Annotated in this window: 16 protein-coding genes; 10 read left to right on the forward strand and 6 right to left on the reverse strand. The window is 59.3% G+C overall.

Going from position 1 to position 15771, the window contains the following annotated elements; all coding sequences use genetic code 11:
• Positions 1 to 15 precede the first annotated feature (15 nt).
• Entirely contained in the window at positions 16 to 1716 is a 1701-nt protein-coding gene (gene ureC, locus NTD86_RS00075; RefSeq protein WP_262200040.1) for an urease subunit alpha, read from the forward strand.
• 82 nt (positions 1717 to 1798) lie between these two features.
• On the opposite strand, the gene NTD86_RS00080 is transcribed toward ureC, so the two are convergent.
• Both NTD86_RS00080 and cbpA read right to left on the reverse strand, forming a co-directional pair.
• Positions 1799 to 2104, reverse strand: coding sequence for a chaperone modulator CbpM (locus tag NTD86_RS00080; RefSeq protein WP_262200042.1), 306 nt, complete (start codon positions 2102 to 2104; stop codon positions 1799 to 1801).
• 2 nt (positions 2105 to 2106) lie between these two features.
• On the reverse strand, positions 2107 to 3018 hold the full coding sequence (cbpA, locus tag NTD86_RS00085) for a curved DNA-binding protein (RefSeq protein WP_262200044.1): 912 nt from the start codon (positions 3016 to 3018) through the stop codon (positions 2107 to 2109).
• 279 nt (positions 3019 to 3297) lie between these two features.
• On the opposite strand from cbpA, the gene NTD86_RS00090 reads away from it, so the two are divergent.
• Positions 3298 to 4563 (forward strand): Hsp70 family protein, encoded by a 1266-nt coding sequence (locus NTD86_RS00090; RefSeq protein WP_262200046.1) that lies wholly within the window; start codon positions 3298 to 3300, stop codon positions 4561 to 4563.
• A gap of 83 nt (positions 4564 to 4646) precedes the next feature.
• On the opposite strand, the gene NTD86_RS00095 is transcribed toward NTD86_RS00090, so the two are convergent.
• The 3 genes from NTD86_RS00095 to NTD86_RS00105 all read right to left on the reverse strand — a co-directional run bounded on the left by NTD86_RS00095 (position 4647) and on the right by NTD86_RS00105 (position 7002).
• On the reverse strand, positions 4647 to 5657 hold the full coding sequence (locus NTD86_RS00095; RefSeq protein WP_262200048.1) for an AI-2E family transporter: 1011 nt from the start codon (positions 5655 to 5657) through the stop codon (positions 4647 to 4649).
• A 182-nt stretch (positions 5658 to 5839) separates the two neighbouring features.
• Positions 5840 to 6130 (reverse strand): PsiF family protein, encoded by a 291-nt coding sequence (locus NTD86_RS00100; RefSeq protein WP_262200050.1) that lies wholly within the window; start codon positions 6128 to 6130, stop codon positions 5840 to 5842.
• Between the two features lie 86 nt (positions 6131 to 6216).
• The gene (locus NTD86_RS00105; protein ID WP_262200052.1) at positions 6217 to 7002 is read right to left on the reverse strand and encodes an AraC family transcriptional regulator; all 786 of its coding nucleotides are present in this window, start codon (positions 7000 to 7002) and stop codon (positions 6217 to 6219) included.
• A gap of 97 nt (positions 7003 to 7099) precedes the next feature.
• On the opposite strand from NTD86_RS00105, the gene NTD86_RS00110 reads away from it, so the two are divergent.
• Both NTD86_RS00110 and NTD86_RS00115 read left to right on the forward strand, forming a co-directional pair.
• On the forward strand, positions 7100 to 7993 hold the full coding sequence (locus NTD86_RS00110; protein ID WP_262200054.1) for a DMT family transporter: 894 nt from the start codon (positions 7100 to 7102) through the stop codon (positions 7991 to 7993).
• Positions 7994 to 8079: 86 nt separating this feature from the next.
• Entirely contained in the window at positions 8080 to 8610 is a 531-nt protein-coding gene (locus NTD86_RS00115; RefSeq protein ID WP_262200056.1) for a bacterioferritin, read from the forward strand.
• A 487-nt stretch (positions 8611 to 9097) separates the two neighbouring features.
• On the opposite strand, the gene NTD86_RS00120 is transcribed toward NTD86_RS00115, so the two are convergent.
• Entirely contained in the window at positions 9098 to 11164 is a 2067-nt protein-coding gene (locus NTD86_RS00120) for an AsmA family protein (protein WP_262200059.1), read from the reverse strand.
• Positions 11165 to 11448: 284 nt separating this feature from the next.
• Here NTD86_RS00120 and NTD86_RS00125 point away from each other — a divergent pair, with 284 nt between their 5' ends.
• The 6 genes from NTD86_RS00125 (at position 11449) to NTD86_RS00150 (ending at position 15762) form a co-directional block, all read left to right on the forward strand.
• A complete protein-coding gene (locus tag NTD86_RS00125) occupies positions 11449 to 11721 on the forward strand; it encodes a hypothetical protein (protein WP_262200061.1) in 273 nt (90 codons plus the stop codon).
• A gap of 189 nt (positions 11722 to 11910) precedes the next feature.
• On the forward strand, positions 11911 to 12543 hold the full coding sequence (locus tag NTD86_RS00130) for a TetR family transcriptional regulator (RefSeq protein WP_262200063.1): 633 nt from the start codon (positions 11911 to 11913) through the stop codon (positions 12541 to 12543).
• 159 nt (positions 12544 to 12702) lie between these two features.
• Positions 12703 to 13203, forward strand: coding sequence for an urease accessory protein UreE (ureE, locus tag NTD86_RS00135; protein ID WP_262200065.1), 501 nt, complete (start codon positions 12703 to 12705; stop codon positions 13201 to 13203).
• Entirely contained in the window at positions 13200 to 13874 is a 675-nt protein-coding gene (locus NTD86_RS00140; RefSeq protein WP_262200067.1) for an urease accessory protein UreF, read from the forward strand. Before ureE ends, NTD86_RS00140 begins: the two co-directional genes overlap by 4 nt.
• Positions 13875 to 13883: 9 nt before the next feature.
• The gene (gene ureG, locus NTD86_RS00145) at positions 13884 to 14495 is read left to right on the forward strand and encodes an urease accessory protein UreG (protein WP_262200069.1); all 612 of its coding nucleotides are present in this window, start codon (positions 13884 to 13886) and stop codon (positions 14493 to 14495) included.
• A 130-nt stretch (positions 14496 to 14625) separates the two neighbouring features.
• A complete protein-coding gene (locus tag NTD86_RS00150) occupies positions 14626 to 15762 on the forward strand; it encodes an AGE family epimerase/isomerase (RefSeq protein WP_262200071.1) in 1137 nt (378 codons plus the stop codon).
• Positions 15763 to 15771 lie beyond the last annotated feature (9 nt).

The raw sequence follows: 15771 nt of genomic DNA on the forward strand, positions 1-15771 counted from the left end.
TCTTAGGAACGTGCAATGAAAATTTCCCGCCAGGCTTATGCCGACATGTTCGGTCCTACTGTGGGTGACAAGGTTCGATTGGCCGACACCGAACTGTGGATCGAGGTCGAACAGGACTTCACCACTTACGGTGAAGAAGTGAAGTTCGGCGGCGGCAAGGTGATTCGTGATGGCATGGGCCAGAGCCAATTGCTCGCCGCTGAAGTGGTCGACACGCTGATCACCAACGCGCTGATCATCGACCACTGGGGTATCGTCAAAGCCGATGTAGGCCTTAAAGACGGCCGTATCCACAGCATTGGCAAAGCCGGTAACCCGGACGTCCAGCCCAACGTGACCATCGCCATTGGCGCCAGCACCGAAGTGATCGCCGGTGAAGGCATGATCCTTACCGCCGGTGGCATCGACACCCACATCCACTTCATCTGCCCGCAACAGATCGATGAAGCGCTGAACAGCGGCGTGACCACCATGATCGGTGGCGGCACCGGCCCTGCTACAGGCTCCAACGCCACCACCTGCACCTCCGGCCCGTGGCACATGGCGCGCATGCTCCAGGCCGCCGACGCGTTCCCGATCAACATGGGTTTTACCGGCAAAGGCAACGCCAGCCTGGCGCAACCGCTGATCGAGCAGGTCGAAGCCGGAGCCATCGGTCTCAAACTGCACGAAGACTGGGGCACCACGCCCGCGTCCATCGATACCTGCCTCAGCGTTGCGGACCAGTATGACGTGCAAGTGGCGATTCACAGCGACACGCTGAACGAGTCCGGCTTTGTCGAGACCACCCTGGCGGCGTTCAAGGGCCGCACCATCCACACCTATCACACCGAAGGCGCGGGCGGCGGGCATGCACCCGACATTATCAAGGCTTGCGGCCTGACCAACGTGCTGCCGAGTTCAACCAACCCGACCCGGCCATTTACCCGCAACACCATCGACGAACACCTCGACATGCTGATGGTCTGCCATCACCTGGACCCGAGCATTGCCGAGGACGTGGCCTTCGCTGAAAGCCGCATCCGCCGCGAAACCATTGCCGCCGAAGACATCCTGCACGACCTTGGCGCGTTCTCGATGATCAGCTCCGACAGCCAGGCCATGGGCCGTGTGGGCGAAGTGATCACGCGCACCTGGCAAACCGCCGACAAGATGAAGAAACAGCGCGGCCCGCTGCCGGAAGACGCTCCTGGCAACGACAACTTCCGCGCCAAGCGCTACATCGCCAAATACACCATCAACCCGGCCATCACCCACGGCATCAGCCATGAAGTGGGGTCGATTGAAGTGGGCAAATGGGCTGATCTGGTGCTATGGCGCCCGGCGTTTTTTGGGGTCAAACCAACGTTGATCCTAAAAGGCGGGGCCATTGCGTCGAGCCTGATGGGCGACGCCAACGGCTCGATTCCAACGCCGCAACCGGTCCACTATCGCCCCATGTTCGCCAGCTACGGCGGCTCCCGCCACGCCACCAGCCTGACCTTTATCAGCCAAGCCGCCGCCGAGGCCGGGGTGCCCGAAAAGCTGGGGCTGAAAAAGCAGATTGGCGTGGTCAAAGGCTGCCGCGATGTCCAGAAAACCCACCTGATTCACAACGGCTACCTGCCCCACATCGACGTCGACCCGCAGACTTATCAGGTCAAGGCCGACGGCGTGTTGCTGTGGTGCGAGCCGGCCGATGTTCTGCCGATGGCACAACGCTATTTCCTGTTTTAATCGCCATGTGCCCCCACACCCGTAGGCGTGGTGGGCAATACACCCTGTAGGAGCGAGTGTGCTCTTACAGGGTTAGAGGCACTTACTCCGCTACAAACCGGCCCAGTTGCTGCTTCAAGCGACGGTTTTCCGAGCGCAGTTGCTGCACCTCTTCCAGCAGTTCCAGCGCCAGGGCGACGCCTTCCCACTCCATCTCCAGATCCTTGTGCAACTTGGCCGCGCGTTTTGCCACGACCAGTTCATAGTCTTCAAAACGCCACACGTCCGGCGTGCGGCCCTGAGGTTCGATAATTCCGTGTTCGACAATCTCTATCACGTAAGTGGCCGGGATATTGGCCTCTTCGCAGAACCTTTCCATGTCCAGCTGAACGATCAGGGTGCTGCTCATGATCACTTACTCCATTGGGCTCTCGGGTCGAATGCTGCTTTGTCGGCGAGTTGCTGCCACAGGGCTTTAGCCGCCTCGTCGCTCTCTTTAGGCATGACCACTTTCAATTGGGCATACAAATCACCACGCTGGCCTTTCTTGTCCGCCAGACCGTGGCCCTTAATACGCATACGCTGACCGTTCTGGCTGTCCGGACGAATGGTCAGGTTCAGCTTGCTGGTCAGGGTCGGCACGGCGACCTTGGTACCCAAAACAGCTTCCCACGGTGCCACCGGCACGGTGATGACCAGGTCGTGACCTTCCACGTCGAACTTGGGGTGCGGCGCAAAACGAATGATCAGGTATAGATCACCATTGGCCCCGCCGCCCATGCCAGGGCCGCCCTGACCTTTAAGGCGAATACGCTCGCCGTCGGTCACGCCCGCCGGGATCTTCACGTTCAGGTTCTTGCTCACGCCGCCAATCTGGAAGCTGATCGGCTTGGACTCGCCAGACAGGGTTTCTTCAAGGAAGATCGGCAATTCCATCTCGACATCCTGCCCGCGACGGCCTGCACTGCGGCCGGACTGGCCACCAAAACCGGCTCCGCGCGACCCGAAGATCGAACTGAAGAAGTCCGAGAAATCGCCCTGATCCTCGAAGCCACCACCGGCATGGCCCTGCCAGCCCGGTGGGCCCTGGAACGGCTGGCCATGCTGGCCGTATTTACGAATTTCATCGTATTCGGCACGTTTATCGGCGCTTTTCAGCGCTTCATATGCCTCGTTGACGTCCTTGAATTTCTCTTCGGCATCCTTTTCCTTGCTGACATCCGGGTGATATTTGCGCGCCAGCTTGCGGTAGGCGGTCTTGATCGCCTTATCGTCAGCCGTGGGCTCGACACCCAGGATCTTGTAATAGTCTTTGAAGTCCATGTAAGGCTCACCATCCGTTATCAAAATCGCGCCGCACAATGCTCCAGAATCCTCTGGTCAACCGGCCTGTCTATTGACCCGTCTCAACCTTGTGACTGAACAGCGCAGCGAAAGTTTATCGGCAGCCTACACGCTGCCACGCCAATGTCTGAAAGTTTGGGGATGAAGGATAGTCTTTCAAGTGGATTAAAACCTGCGAATTAAAGAATCCACGTACTTCGATTCTGTCAGCGTCTGACATACACTGCGCGGCCGTTTTTTAACCGGAACTCGAAAGACATGAAAAGCGCCTCTCCAGCCCGTGCCTGCGGCATCGACTTCGGCACCTCCAACTCCACCGTCGGCTGGTTGCGCCCCGGCGTGGAAACCCTCATTGCGCTGGAGGACGACAAGATCACCCTGCCTTCGGTGGTGTTCTTCAATATGGAAGAACGCCGCCCGGTGTATGGCCGTCTGGCGCTGCACGAGTACCTGGAAGGCTACGAAGGCCGCCTGATGCGCTCGCTCAAGAGCCTGCTGGGTTCCAAGCTGATCAAGCACGACACCAGCGTGTTGGGCACGGCCATGCCGTTCAAGGACTTGCTGGGGCTGTTTATCGGCCAGCTTAAAAAGCGCGCCGAGGCAACCGCCGGTCGTGAATTCGAAGAAGTGGTGCTGGGCCGCCCAGTGTACTTCGTCGACGAAGACCCGCTGGCCGACCAGGACGCCGAAAACACCCTGGCCGAAGTGGCCCGCGCTGTGGGCTTCAAGGAAGTCTCGTTCCAGTACGAGCCGATCGCTGCCGCTTTCGACTACGAGTCGACCATCGAGCGCGAAGAGCTGGTACTGATTGTCGACATCGGCGGCGGTACGTCCGACTTCTCGCTGGTGCGTCTGTCACCTGAGCGTCGTGGCCTGGACAACCGCCAGGACGACATCCTGGCCACCGGCGGTGTGCACGTGGGCGGGACTGACTTCGACAAACAACTGAGCCTGCAAGGCGTGATGCCGCTGTTCGGCTACGGCAGCCGCATGAAAAGCGGCGCATACATGCCCACCAGCCACCACATGAACCTGGCGACCTGGCACACCATCAACTCGGTGTACTCGCAAAAATCCCAGTTGGCGCTGGGCAGCATGCGCTACGACATCGAAGACACCGGCGGCATCGACCGCCTGTTCAAGTTGATCGAACAGCGTGCCGGTCACTGGTTGGCGATGGAAATCGAAGAAACCAAAATCGAACTGACCCACAGCGACAGCCGCCATGTGCCGCTGGACCGCATCGAAGCAGGCCTGAACGTCGACCTGAGCCGCGCCCTGTTCGAGGCCGCCATCGACGGCCAGTTAGAGCGTATCCGCAACAGCGTGACGCAATTGCTGGCCAATGCCGGGGTCGGCGTTGAACAGGTCAACACCGTGTTCTTCACCGGGGGTTCGAGCGGCATTCCAGCCTTGCGCCAGAGCGTCTCGGCCATGTTGCCCAATGCACGCCATGTTGAAGGCAACATCTTCGGCAGCATCGGCAGTGGTTTGGCGATTGAAGCTAAAAAGCGGTATGGGTGACGGGGCCTTCAACCTGTAGGAGCTTGCCTCGCGATCTGTTCAAAGATCAAAAGATCGCGAGACAAGCTCGCTCCTACAGAGATTCAGACGAGCTCCAGCTGCTTCAATTCGCTCTTCAGATACGCGTAGTAAATCGGCCCGGCTACCACGCCGGGCAGGCCGAAGGCGGCTTCAAACACCAGCATCGCCAGCAACAATTCCCACGATTTGGCACTGATCTGCCCGCCCACGATCTTGGCGTTTAAAAAGTATTCCAACTTGTGGATAACGATCAGGTACGCCAACGCGCCCACCGCCACCCAGATCGACAGCGACAAGCCGACGATGGTGATCAGGGTGTTGGAGATCAGGTTGCCGATCACCGGCAACAAGCCCAGCAAGAAGGTCAACACGATCAGGGTTTTGGTCAACGGCAGGTGTACGCCCAACATCGGCAAGATCAGCGCCAGAAAGATCCCGGTAAACAGCGTATTGAGCAGGGCGATTTTGATCTGGGCAAAAACGATGTTGCGAAACGCCTGCACCAGCAGGTGCAAGCGGTCGAACAAGGCCGCCGACAGTGGCTTGCGGCGGCTGACATCAGGGATGCGCTGCAAGGCCATGATGGCCCCCAGCACCATGCCGATCAGCAACGTCACGAACATGTGCGCCGCGTCCTTGCCCACCAGTTGCAGTTCGCTCAGGTGTTTGTTCATCCACTCGCCAATGGCGATGCGAAATTCCGCTGCGCTGGCGGGCAGATAGCCGTCCAGAAACGGCGGCAATTGCCCGCGCGCCCGGTCCACTACCACCATGAACTTGTTCAGCGAAGCGCCGGGATTTTCGGCTTCATGCAGCAAAAAGCTGATGGCCCCCGCAAAGATCAAGGCCAGGAAACTGACCACCAGCGTGCCCAACAAGGCCACGGCCAGCCAGCGCGCACGCCGCCCGGCTATCAGCCGTTGCAGTTGCGGGGTCAGCATGTTGACTAGCTCAAAAACCAGTAGGCCCGCCAGCAGGCTGGGTAACAGGCGCAACGGAAAGACCAGTAACAGACTGCCAGCCATGATGAGGTAGCTGGCGAACAAAATGTGACGCTGGGAAAACGATGGCATACAGCCTCAAAACTAGCAGCACAAAAGGAAGGGCAGTCTGCCAGCCTTCAGCGGGGATCACTACAAAATGTGACTGACGGAACCCCGTGGAAGCGGCCATGCTCGCGATACACACCCTGCGTTGCTTCAGTAAAACCGCGTCGCAGCCTTCGCGAACAAGCCCGCTCCCACACGATGAACCATTATTTTTTCTTCAGGCAATCACTCATAAAGGTTTTGCGCGCATCGCCCTTGAGGGCCTGGGTGGTGGCGGTGGCGTTACAGTTTTTCATGCGCTCTTGCGGGGTCGTGGCCGCTGCCGGTGCCGCTTTGAGGCAATTGCTCATGAACGCCTTGCGCTCATCGCCCTTAAGAGCTTTGGCGCTGGCGTCAGCGTTGCAGGTGGTCATTTTGTTTTGTTGGGCGGTGTCGGCAAAACTGTGTGAACACAGCACTAAACCCATCAGCAGCAGAGGGACACGCAGCATTTTCATGGAGTTTTCTCCTGGATGGCCGCACCGAGTGGCAGCGACATGTATTCCAGTGTAGACAAACTCTGTTACAGCTACCGTCCGGGTCGTTAATGTGGCCGTAACTGGCGTCGATATTGCTCTGGCGTGCACCCGGCCTGGCGCTGGAACATGGCGATAAACGCCGACGAGGTGCTGTAACCCAGGTCAAAACCCACATCCTGCACGCTACGGGTAGACTCCAACGCCTCAATCGCCGCCAGGAAGCGCAAACGCTGGCGCCACTCACCAAAGCTCATGCCCAGTTCACGTACAAACAAGCGCGCCAGGGTGCGTTCACTGACATGCGCCTGCTCTGCCCACACACCCAGTGGCCGGTTATCGCCGGGCTGAGCCTGCAACTCTTCAAGCACCCGCTGTAACCCCGGATGGCTGGCATACGGCAAATAGCACTGGTGCACCGCAGCTTGTTGCAGTTGGTCAACCAGCACCTGCGCCAGGCGGATATCCGCTTCGGTCTGCGGGATATGAATGTCCCGGCGGGCAAAGTCGCTGAGGATGCTTTTGAGAATATCGCTGATGACCAGCGTCACCGGCTCACGGGGCAATTGCTCACACAGCGCGGCATCCAGATACACGGAGCGGTAAACAATCGCATGGGAGTTGTAGGAACTGTGCTCAGTATTTGGCGGCACCCACAGTGCGTACTGCGGCGGTGACATAAAGCGCCGCCCACCGACTTCATAGCGTATGACGCCGTTGGACACATAACTCAACGAGCCCCAACTGTGCAGATGGGAGGGCGAATGGCTGTCGGCATCAAACTCGGCATACCGGAAGTACACCGGCGCGGGTAAACGGTCGAACTCGGGTACGCTGATCAGTTTTTTGCGCATGCTGTCTGGATTCAAGTCTAGGTTGTCTGGATCGCAGTATAGGCTTGCAGACAGACAGGAAGATAATCGCCGCTCATTAACCTTGTGGTCGTTTCTGATGCAATACGCTTTCCCTCTGCTGGCCATTTTTATCTGGGCTGGCAACACCGTCGTCAACAAACTGGCCGTTGGTGCGATCTTTCCGGCCGAGATCGGCTTTTACCGCTGGCTGCTGGCCGGCCTGCTGTTTACGCCGTTCCTGCTCAAGCCGGTAATCGCCAACTGGTCGGTGATCCGCCCTAATGTGGGCAAAATTTTCATCCTCGGCGTGCTTGGCATGGCGGTGTACCAGAGCCTGGCGTACTTCGCCGCTGCGCTCACCAGCGCCACCAACATGGGCATCATCTTGTCGTTGATGCCGTTGATGGTGCTGACCATGTCGATCATCAGCCTGGGGCAGCGCCTGACCGCCGGCGCGCTGATCGGCGCCGTGCTGTCGTTTATCGGGGTGCTGGTGGTGGTGTCGAGCGGCAGCTTGAGCGTGCTGCTCGCCCACGGCCTGAACCTGGGCGACGCGATGATGCTGATCGCTACGCTGGCCTATGCGATCTACAGCACCCTGCTGAAGAAATGGCAGTTGCGCCTGCCGCCGTTGCAGATGCTCTACCTGCAAGTACTGGTGGCGATTGTGGTGTTGTTCCCGCTGTACTTGCTGTCCCCCAAGGCCGGGCTTGGCGTGCATAACATTGGCCTGGTGCTGTATGCCTGCATCCTCGCGTCGATGCTCGCGCCCCTGGCCTGGATGAAAGCCGTAGCGGTGCTGGGGCCGAGCCGCACCACGCTGTTTTTCAACCTGTTGCCGCTGATTACGGCGCTGATTGCGGCGGTGGTGCTCAAGGAGCAATTGCACCTGTACCACCTGATTGGCGGCGCGCTGACGTTGGGCGGGGTGATTTTGTCCGAGCGCTGGACGACTCCGCTGGGAAAAGCCAAGCCGGTTGAAATTAGATAAAACTTTCTCGGCGCGCTGAACTCACAACTAACGAACCGACCCCGCCAAGAGAGCGGAGCGGCCACCGGATTAGTGAGGAGAAAGACATGACCGAGATCCATCTGACCGATAAAAACACCCTGCGTGACCGCGCTCGCAAGAATGTCGAAGACGGTGCCGTCACCGAGGGCTATCACGCCAACCGCGAAGAAATCCTGCGGCTGCTCAACGAATCCCTGGCCACTGAACTGGTGTGCGTGCTGCGTTACAAGCGCCACTACTTCATGGCCAACGGGCTCAAGGCCAGCGTGGCTGCCGACGAGTTCCTGGAGCACGCCAACCAGGAAATGGAACACGCCGACAAGCTCGCAGAGCGCATTGTGCAGTTGGGTGGCGAGCCGGAGTTCAACCCCGATCACCTGTCCAAAAACGCCCATGCACAATACGTGGCGGGCAAGACCCTGAAAGAAATGGTCTACGAGGACTTGGTGGCGGAACGGATTGCAGTCGACAGCTACCGCGAAATCATCCAGTACATCGGCGACAAAGACCCGACCACACGCCGGATCTTTGAAGACATCCTGGCGCAAGAGGAAGAACACGCCGACGACATGGCGGATATTCTGCAAGACCTGTAAGGCTGCATACCTCGCAAAAAGCCCCTCACCCTAACCCTCTCCCAGAGGGAGAGGGGACTGATTGGGGGGGGGCTTGATATCTGGGTCCGATCAGCCGACTCCCAGTGACACGGGTTGGGTGATGCTCAATACCTGAAAAACGGCACGTTCAGTCCCCCCCCCACTCTCTCCTAATAATAAAAGGGACTGATTGGGGGGGGGGGCTTGATATCTGGGTCCGATCAGCCGACTCCCAGTGACACGGGTTGGGTGATGCTCAATACCTGAAAAAACGGCACGTTCAGTACACCCCCCTCACTCTCTCCTAATAAGAAAAGGGACTGATTGGGGGGTGCTTGATATCTGGGTCCGATCAGCCGACTCCCAGTGACACAGGTTGGGTGATGCTCAATACCTGAAAAAACGGCACGTTCAGAACGCCGCACTTCTACAGCATCCCCCAATCAGCCCCCTCTCCCTTCGGGAGAGGGTTGGGGTGAGGGCAGCTCTATTTCACAGTTTTAGGCACTTTACCCTGCTGCATTTGCTGCAGCAGCGGCGCGCATTGGTTTGGCACGTCGCCACTTGGGGCAACAAGCGCCAGCAGCCCGGCAGCCGGGCCGGCGATCACGCCGAGTGCGACCATGCCTGCACCACGCAGCAGTAAAGGCACTGCCTCTACCCCCGCATCGGGGTGGGCAAAGGTGCCACGCACGTACAACGGCGAACGCAGCGAGAACACTCGAAAACCCTTGGACTCAGGGGTGATTTTCAAGTCAAGGCGCTCAGTGGCGAAGTTGGCAGTGCCGTCGATGTAGATAATTGCGTTCTGGGTATCGAAGACAAACAACCGGGACGTGGCCAAACCATTCTTGATCCCGAAATCAGCCGCCGCGCAGTTGATCTTCACCTCTTCGTCGCCAAAGATTTTGCCCACGACATAATTGCCGACGTTCAAACCGGCAATTTCCATCAAGCTGCGGCTGATCGCGCCGTCATTGATGAGCATCTTCAAATTGCCATTCGCCGTGCCCAATAAGCTGGCCACCGAGTTGCCCGTCCCGGAGATCGAGGCATCGCCATTGAGTTCACCGAAACTGGTTTTCATCGGCTCAAAGGTCGGGAACAGTTGCTTGAGCTTGAAGTTGCGCGCCGTGAGTTTGGCCTGGCCCTGCAACGGTGTGTTACGGCCATTGAGATTGATTTGCGCGTCCAGCTTGCCCCCGGCGACGCCAAAACGCAGCGGCTCAAGCTTCAGCACGCCGTCGTCGAGCACCACATGGGTGTACAGGTCGGTGAACGGCAACTCGGCACTCTGGACGATCCGCTTGCCGGTGAATTCAACATCGGCGTCCATGTCGCGCCAGCGCTCAGTGCGGAACTCTTCGACCGGCAGCACTTTCTCCGCCGGTTGCTTACTCTCGCCGCCCCGGGCCTTTTGTTTAGCGTTGGAATCCGCACCAATCAGCGGGGCCAGGTCGACCATCAGCAGTTGGTTGGACACCAGCTTGCCGGACAATTTGGGACGCGGCTTGCTCGCCGCAAAATTCAGGTCGCCGTGAATGTCGCTGCTGCCAATCTTGCCGTTGAAGCCCTCGTAGGTGAAGGTGGCGCCGCTGGCCTCGCGCAGCTTGGCGGTCAGGTGGCCGTCGGTGGCGTACGCCGGCGAGTCAGGCAAGGTCACGCCGGTGAGCGGATACAAGTTGCTCAAGCTGCTGCCCGACAGTTTCAGACGCAAGTCCAGCGCACCCAGGTCCAGCGGGTCGGTCAGGGTACCGGCCAGTGCAACTTTAGTGTCGGCAATGCTCACTTGGGCTTCCAGCGGGAACGGCTGGTTCGCGTCACGCAACGCCAGCAGGCCGCCAATTTTGCCGGTGCCGTTGAGTTTCTGGCCGTGATACTCGCCATTCACCTTCAAGGCGAAGGCATAGTCTTGCGGCACAGCGCCCTTTTCCTGGGCCTTTTTCGCTTCTTTTTCGCCAACGATGTCACTGAACGGGATCGGTTTGCCCAGTGAATCAATCAGCACATCGAGCCGGGTTTTCAGGGGCTGGTCGTTCAACGTCACATGGCCTTTGTCGAAACCGATGGAGCCGATGTCCACCTTCCAACTGGAAGGCTCCGCGTCCGGATCAGCAGAGTCGAAGGTGAACGTCCAGTTCGCCCGACCATCGGCCAGGCGCTCGAGGTGGGCTTGCGGCTCGGTCAGGTCGATACGCGGGATGGCCACGGTCTGGCCCAACAGCGCCAACGGTGAAATCCGCAGTTCAACCTGTTTGAGGCTGGCCATTTCAGGCTTTTTGGACCAATCGGGGTTGCCCAGGGTCAGGTCTTCGGCAATCACGTGCGGCCACGGCACCCACGCACGCCAACCGCCCTCGCCTTCTTCACGCAGCCAGCGCACGGCCAAATTGCCGTTAATGGCAAACGGGCGATGCAGTGCATCGGAGACTTTGGCGTTGATGGTTGGCTTGAGGCGGTTCCAGTCGAAGGTAGAAATGATCACCACCAACACGACCACCAGCAGGACAAAGATACCGCCAATCCAGGCAAGGGTTTTACGGGTGCGCGTCATGGTGCGGCTCCTTTTAAGGCAACTGAACGTCCTGGTGACTATGAAAGTACGACTGATAAAGACGACCCAAGGTTTAATCCGAGGGTGGTTTTCATAAGAAAAAAGCTACGACCCTCAATGAAACCTCACCCATCAACGGCCTGAGATGCGCAGGCTAGAGCTATTCGTGTCGAAATATCAATTGTGTCGATTATCACCATTGGCCGTATGAACTTGGATATCGATATTCCCAGCGTAGCATTGCCGCCATCACTACTGAGTTGCACTGCTACGGAGCACACACCATGAAACGCCCTGTTTTATTCAGCCTTTCTCTCTCACTGCTGGCGTTCAACGCATTCGCCATGCCCGCAGACGACGAACCAACGCCAATGGCTCAACCGGCGGCAAGCACCTTGAGCCAGCCCCTGGATTCACTGGCCGAAGACGGCGCACAGCGCACGCTGGATCAACAAAAACGTGTGGCTGAAGACGGCTACGATCGCACCAAGAGCAGCACCTTTGTCGCTGAAGGCGGCGCGGATCGCCTGGCCGAGCGCAATCAACGTGCGAGCTGATTCAGCACGTGTAGCCGCTGCCGCCAGGCTGCGTTAAGGGTCGCAGGACCTTCAAGATCCTGAGGCTGTCACGCACCCCATCGCAGCCTTCGGCAGCGACTACAAGGGGTTGAGATGACACACCGTTCGACGTCATCAAAGCCGATTTGCTAGAGTGCCCCGCTGTACTTGTCTGGAACACCCGCCCCAATGCTGCCTCGCGCCGAACAGAAGCAACAAACCCGCCTAGCGCTGATGGATGCTGCCCGCACCTTGATGGAATCGGGTCGCGGCTTTGGCAGCTTGAGCCTGCGAGAAGTCGCTAAAACCGCGGGTATCGTGCCGACCGGCTTTTATCGCCACTTCAGCGACATGGACCAACTGGGCCTGGCGCTGGTCAGTGAAGTGGGCCAGACCTTTCGCGAAACCATTCGCCTGGTGCGGCATAACGAGCTGTTTATGGGCGGCGTGATCAACGCCTCGGTGCGCATCTTCCTGGATGTCGTCGAAGCCAATCGCTCTCAGTTTTTGTTTCTGGCCCGCGAGCAGTACGGCGGCTCCCAGCCGGTTCGCCAGGCCATTGCAGCACTGCGAGAAGACATCACGTCGGACCTGGCGACCGACCTCGGTTCCAAACCCAAGCTGCAGCATTTGAACCCGGCGGCGCTGACGGTCATTGCCGATCTGGTGGTGAAAAGCGTATTCGCCGCCCTGCCTGACATCATCGACCCGCCCGCCGAGGGGCTGCCTGAGTACTTGCAACCACAAGCGAAGATCAGCCAGCAGTTGCGCTTTATCTTCATCGGGCTCAAGCACTGGCAAGGGCTGGGCAGCACGGAATAACCGAACGCACTCGTTTGGTGCATTCAAATAGCCATCACGCACTTTTTTAGTACATCTTCATCTTTGCGCACCGTGTTTGGGCCTACAGTTCGCTGTCTGCCCCACGTTGGCAAGCACCTTGCTGTGCCTGTCATATTGTTAATTGCAGGAAGCCTTCCAATGTTGGTGATTCATCGCAAAGTCGACACCCACCCCGTGTGGAGCGCCGAACTCCACCTCAATTTTGAAGCCCGCAGTAAAAGCCGCCTGCGTTGCTTCAGCAGTGAAGGCGAAGACGTGGGCCTGTTTCTGGAGCGCGGTCAGCCGCCGCTGCGTGACGGCGATTTTCTGCAAGCGCAGGACGGGCGCATCGTGCGCGTATGCGCCAGCCCCGAAAAGCTGCTGCACGTCACCTGCATCAACGCCTTTGAGCTGACCCGCGCCGCTTACCACCTGGGCAACCGCCACGTGGCCTTGCAGGTCGGTGATGGCTGGCTGCGCCTGCTGGACGACTATGTGCTCAAGGCGATGCTGGAACAGTTGGGCGCCACCACCGAATCCATTGAAGCCCCGTTCCAGCCTGAACACGGTGCTTATGGCGGCGGGCATCATCACTCCCGTGCAGGCGAAGAAGACTTCAATTACGCCCCGCGCCTGCATCAGTTTGGTGTGCGTTTGTGAATCCGGCATGGGCGCTGTTGCGCCTGGCCAGCCCGCAGTTGCCGATAGGCGGCTACAGCTATTCCCAAGGGCTGGAAATGGCCGTGGACCAAGGTCGCGTCAATGACCCGATCACGGCTGCACGCTGGATCCGCGATCAGCTGTTGCTCAACCTCGCACGCTTTGAAGCGCCGCTGCTGCTCGCCCACTGCCAGGCCGCCGCAGAACAGAACTGGAGCACCTTGCAGCGCTTGTGCGACGAACACCGCGCCAGCCGTGAAACCCGCGAGTTGCATCAAGAAAGCCGGCAGATGGGCTACTCCTTGCAGCAATTGCTCAACGGCCTACCCGAACTGGATGACCCGGCCCGCCAGTTTCTCGCGCAACAAAGCGAGGCGCATCTGGCGCTGGGCTGGGCTTTGGCCGCCCGCGCCTGGGGTATCAGCCCACAGGATGCTCTCGCCGCCTGGCTGTGGAGCTGGCTGGAAAACCAATTGGCGGTGCTGATGAAAACCCTGCCGCTGGGCCAACAAGCGGCGCAGCGCATGACCAGCGAGTTGTCGCCCGTGCTGCAGCAAGCTCAACAGCACGCTGGTTCTATCGACTTATCCCACATTGGCAGTGCCGCTTTCGGACTGTCTTTGGCAAGCATGGCCCACGAGCGCCAGTACAGCCGCCTGTTTCGTTCCTAGGAGAATGTAATGAACACACAACCTTTGCGTGTCGGCATCGGTGGCCCGGTGGGCTCCGGCAAAACCGCACTGACCCTGGCCCTGTGCCTGGCGCTGCGCGACAAATACAACCTGGCGGTGGTCACCAACGACATTTACACCCGCGAAGACGCCGATTTTCTGGTGCGCAACGAGGCGCTGGCGCCTGAGCGCATCATCGGCGTGGAAACCGGTGGCTGCCCGCACACGGCAATCCGCGAAGATGCCTCGATCAACCTGGAGGCTGTGGATCAACTGAATCGACGCTTTCCGGGGCTGGACCTGATTCTGGTCGAATCGGGTGGGGATAACTTGTCTGCCACCTTCAGCCCGGAGCTGTCGGACCTGACCATCTACGTGATCGACGTGTCGGCTGGGGATAAATTGCCCCGCAAGGGCGGGCCAGGGATCTGCAAGTCGGACTTGCTGGTAATCAACAAAATCGACCTCGCACCGCAGGTCGGTGCTTCGCTGGAGCTGATGGACAGCGACACCCGGCGCATGCGTAACGGCAAGCCGTTTGTGTTCAGCAACCAAAAGATCGGTCAAGGCCTGGACACCATCGTGGCGTTTATCGAAAAACAGGGCCTGCTGGTGCCTTGAACCCTTTGTCGGGCTAGCCTCGCGATCGCTTTAAACGATCAAAAGATCGCGAGGCAAGCTCGCGCCTACAGAGTTTAGGCTCACGGTGTATCATGTCGCACAAACGCCCCAGCCGTGACGACACCCGCCGATGCCTGATGTAGCCAACTCCGCTTTTTCGCCTGAACTGACCGCCACTTTTGCGGCCGTGCAAGCGCATTTCCGCCAGGTCATCGTGCCACTGTGGCAAGGGCCCGGCTGGAACGCCGAACTGGCGCTGCCTTACGAGGCACTCAGCCCCGACCATCAACCCTTGCCGCCCCAGCGCTATCGCGCCATGGCCTGTGCACGTCAGTTGTATGTGTTTGCCAGCCTGATCGACGAGCCGGCCTTCCCTGACGCCGACGAGCGCGCGGGCGCGCTGTTTCGTTCATTGCAGCGCCACTTCCACGACGCCGAACATGGCGGCTGGTTCTACAGCATCGACCCGCACGGCGCGCCTCTGGATAAACGCAAAGACCTGTACACCCACGCGTTTATCATCTTCGCCTGCGCCCATTACTGGGCCAAAGTGCGAGAGCCGCTGGTGGAGTCAGTGCTCAATGCCGCCCTGCAAGTGGTGGCCGAGCAGTTCAGCGATGGCAACGGCTTGTATGAGGCCAGCCTCGATCAGGACTGGTCGTCACTGGGCAGCGGACCATTGCAAAACCCGTTGATGCACCTGGCCGAAGCCTTTTTGGCCACGCTGTCGGTACGCGACGATGCGCCGGTGCAGGCTGCCTTGCTGGCCTTGGCTGACGGCATGCAGCAGCGTTTTATCGAGCCTGTGCATAACGTGATGCTGGAGAAGCCACGCGGCGCTGTGGATAACTGGTTTGAGCCGGGTCATCAGTTTGAATGGCTGTTTTTGTTGGCCTCCTCGCCGCTGCTGCGCGAAACCGCCTTGCATGGTTCGCTGGACCGCGCGTTCGACTTTGCCGAGCAGGTGGGCGTTGATCCACAGACCGGCGCGGTATGCGGCATGTTGGCGCCGGACGGCACCTTGCGCGATGGCACCCAGCGTATCTGGGCGCAAGCCGAGTACCTGCGCGCCCTCACCTTGCGCGCCGATGGCGCAGAGCGCGTGCAACGCCAGTTGAAGGCGTTGCAGCAGCGCTTTTTATACACAGGCGGCTGGTACGAGTGCCGCGACGGCGAAGGCCAGGTCAGCCGCGAAGACATGCCATCAACCACGCCCTATCACCTGGCCACCTGCTACAGCGGGCTGGCGCAGTACTTGGGCCTTTAAACCGCCCTC

It is taken from the genome of Pseudomonas sp. 7P_10.2_Bac1 (assembly GCF_025465935.1).
GTDB lineage: Bacteria > Pseudomonadota > Gammaproteobacteria > Pseudomonadales > Pseudomonadaceae > Aquipseudomonas.

Bases quoted from the DNA above. Each gene is read 5' to 3' on its own strand.
- ureC (WP_262200040.1), top strand. From the start codon at position 16: ATGAAAATTTCCCGCCAGGCTTATGCCGACATGTTCGGTCCTACTGTG.
- NTD86_RS00080 (WP_262200042.1), bottom strand. From the start codon at position 2,104: ATGAGCAGCACCCTGATCGTTCAGCTGGACATGGAAAGGTTCTGCGAA.
- cbpA (WP_262200044.1), bottom strand. From the start codon at position 3,018: ATGGACTTCAAAGACTATTACAAGATCCTGGGTGTCGAGCCCACGGCT.
- NTD86_RS00090 (WP_262200046.1), top strand. From the start codon at position 3,298: ATGAAAAGCGCCTCTCCAGCCCGTGCCTGCGGCATCGACTTCGGCACC.
- NTD86_RS00095 (WP_262200048.1), bottom strand. From the start codon at position 5,657: ATGCCATCGTTTTCCCAGCGTCACATTTTGTTCGCCAGCTACCTCATC.
- NTD86_RS00100 (WP_262200050.1), bottom strand. From the start codon at position 6,130: ATGAAAATGCTGCGTGTCCCTCTGCTGCTGATGGGTTTAGTGCTGTGT.
- NTD86_RS00105 (WP_262200052.1), bottom strand. From the start codon at position 7,002: ATGCGCAAAAAACTGATCAGCGTACCCGAGTTCGACCGTTTACCCGCG.
- NTD86_RS00110 (WP_262200054.1), top strand. From the start codon at position 7,100: ATGCAATACGCTTTCCCTCTGCTGGCCATTTTTATCTGGGCTGGCAAC.
- NTD86_RS00115 (WP_262200056.1), top strand. From the start codon at position 8,080: ATGACCGAGATCCATCTGACCGATAAAAACACCCTGCGTGACCGCGCT.
- NTD86_RS00120 (WP_262200059.1), bottom strand. From the start codon at position 11,164: ATGACGCGCACCCGTAAAACCCTTGCCTGGATTGGCGGTATCTTTGTC.
- NTD86_RS00125 (WP_262200061.1), top strand. From the start codon at position 11,449: ATGAAACGCCCTGTTTTATTCAGCCTTTCTCTCTCACTGCTGGCGTTC.
- NTD86_RS00130 (WP_262200063.1), top strand. From the start codon at position 11,911: ATGCTGCCTCGCGCCGAACAGAAGCAACAAACCCGCCTAGCGCTGATG.
- ureE (WP_262200065.1), top strand. From the start codon at position 12,703: ATGTTGGTGATTCATCGCAAAGTCGACACCCACCCCGTGTGGAGCGCC.
- ureG (WP_262200069.1), top strand. From the start codon at position 13,884: ATGAACACACAACCTTTGCGTGTCGGCATCGGTGGCCCGGTGGGCTCC.
- NTD86_RS00150 (WP_262200071.1), top strand. From the start codon at position 14,626: ATGCCTGATGTAGCCAACTCCGCTTTTTCGCCTGAACTGACCGCCACT.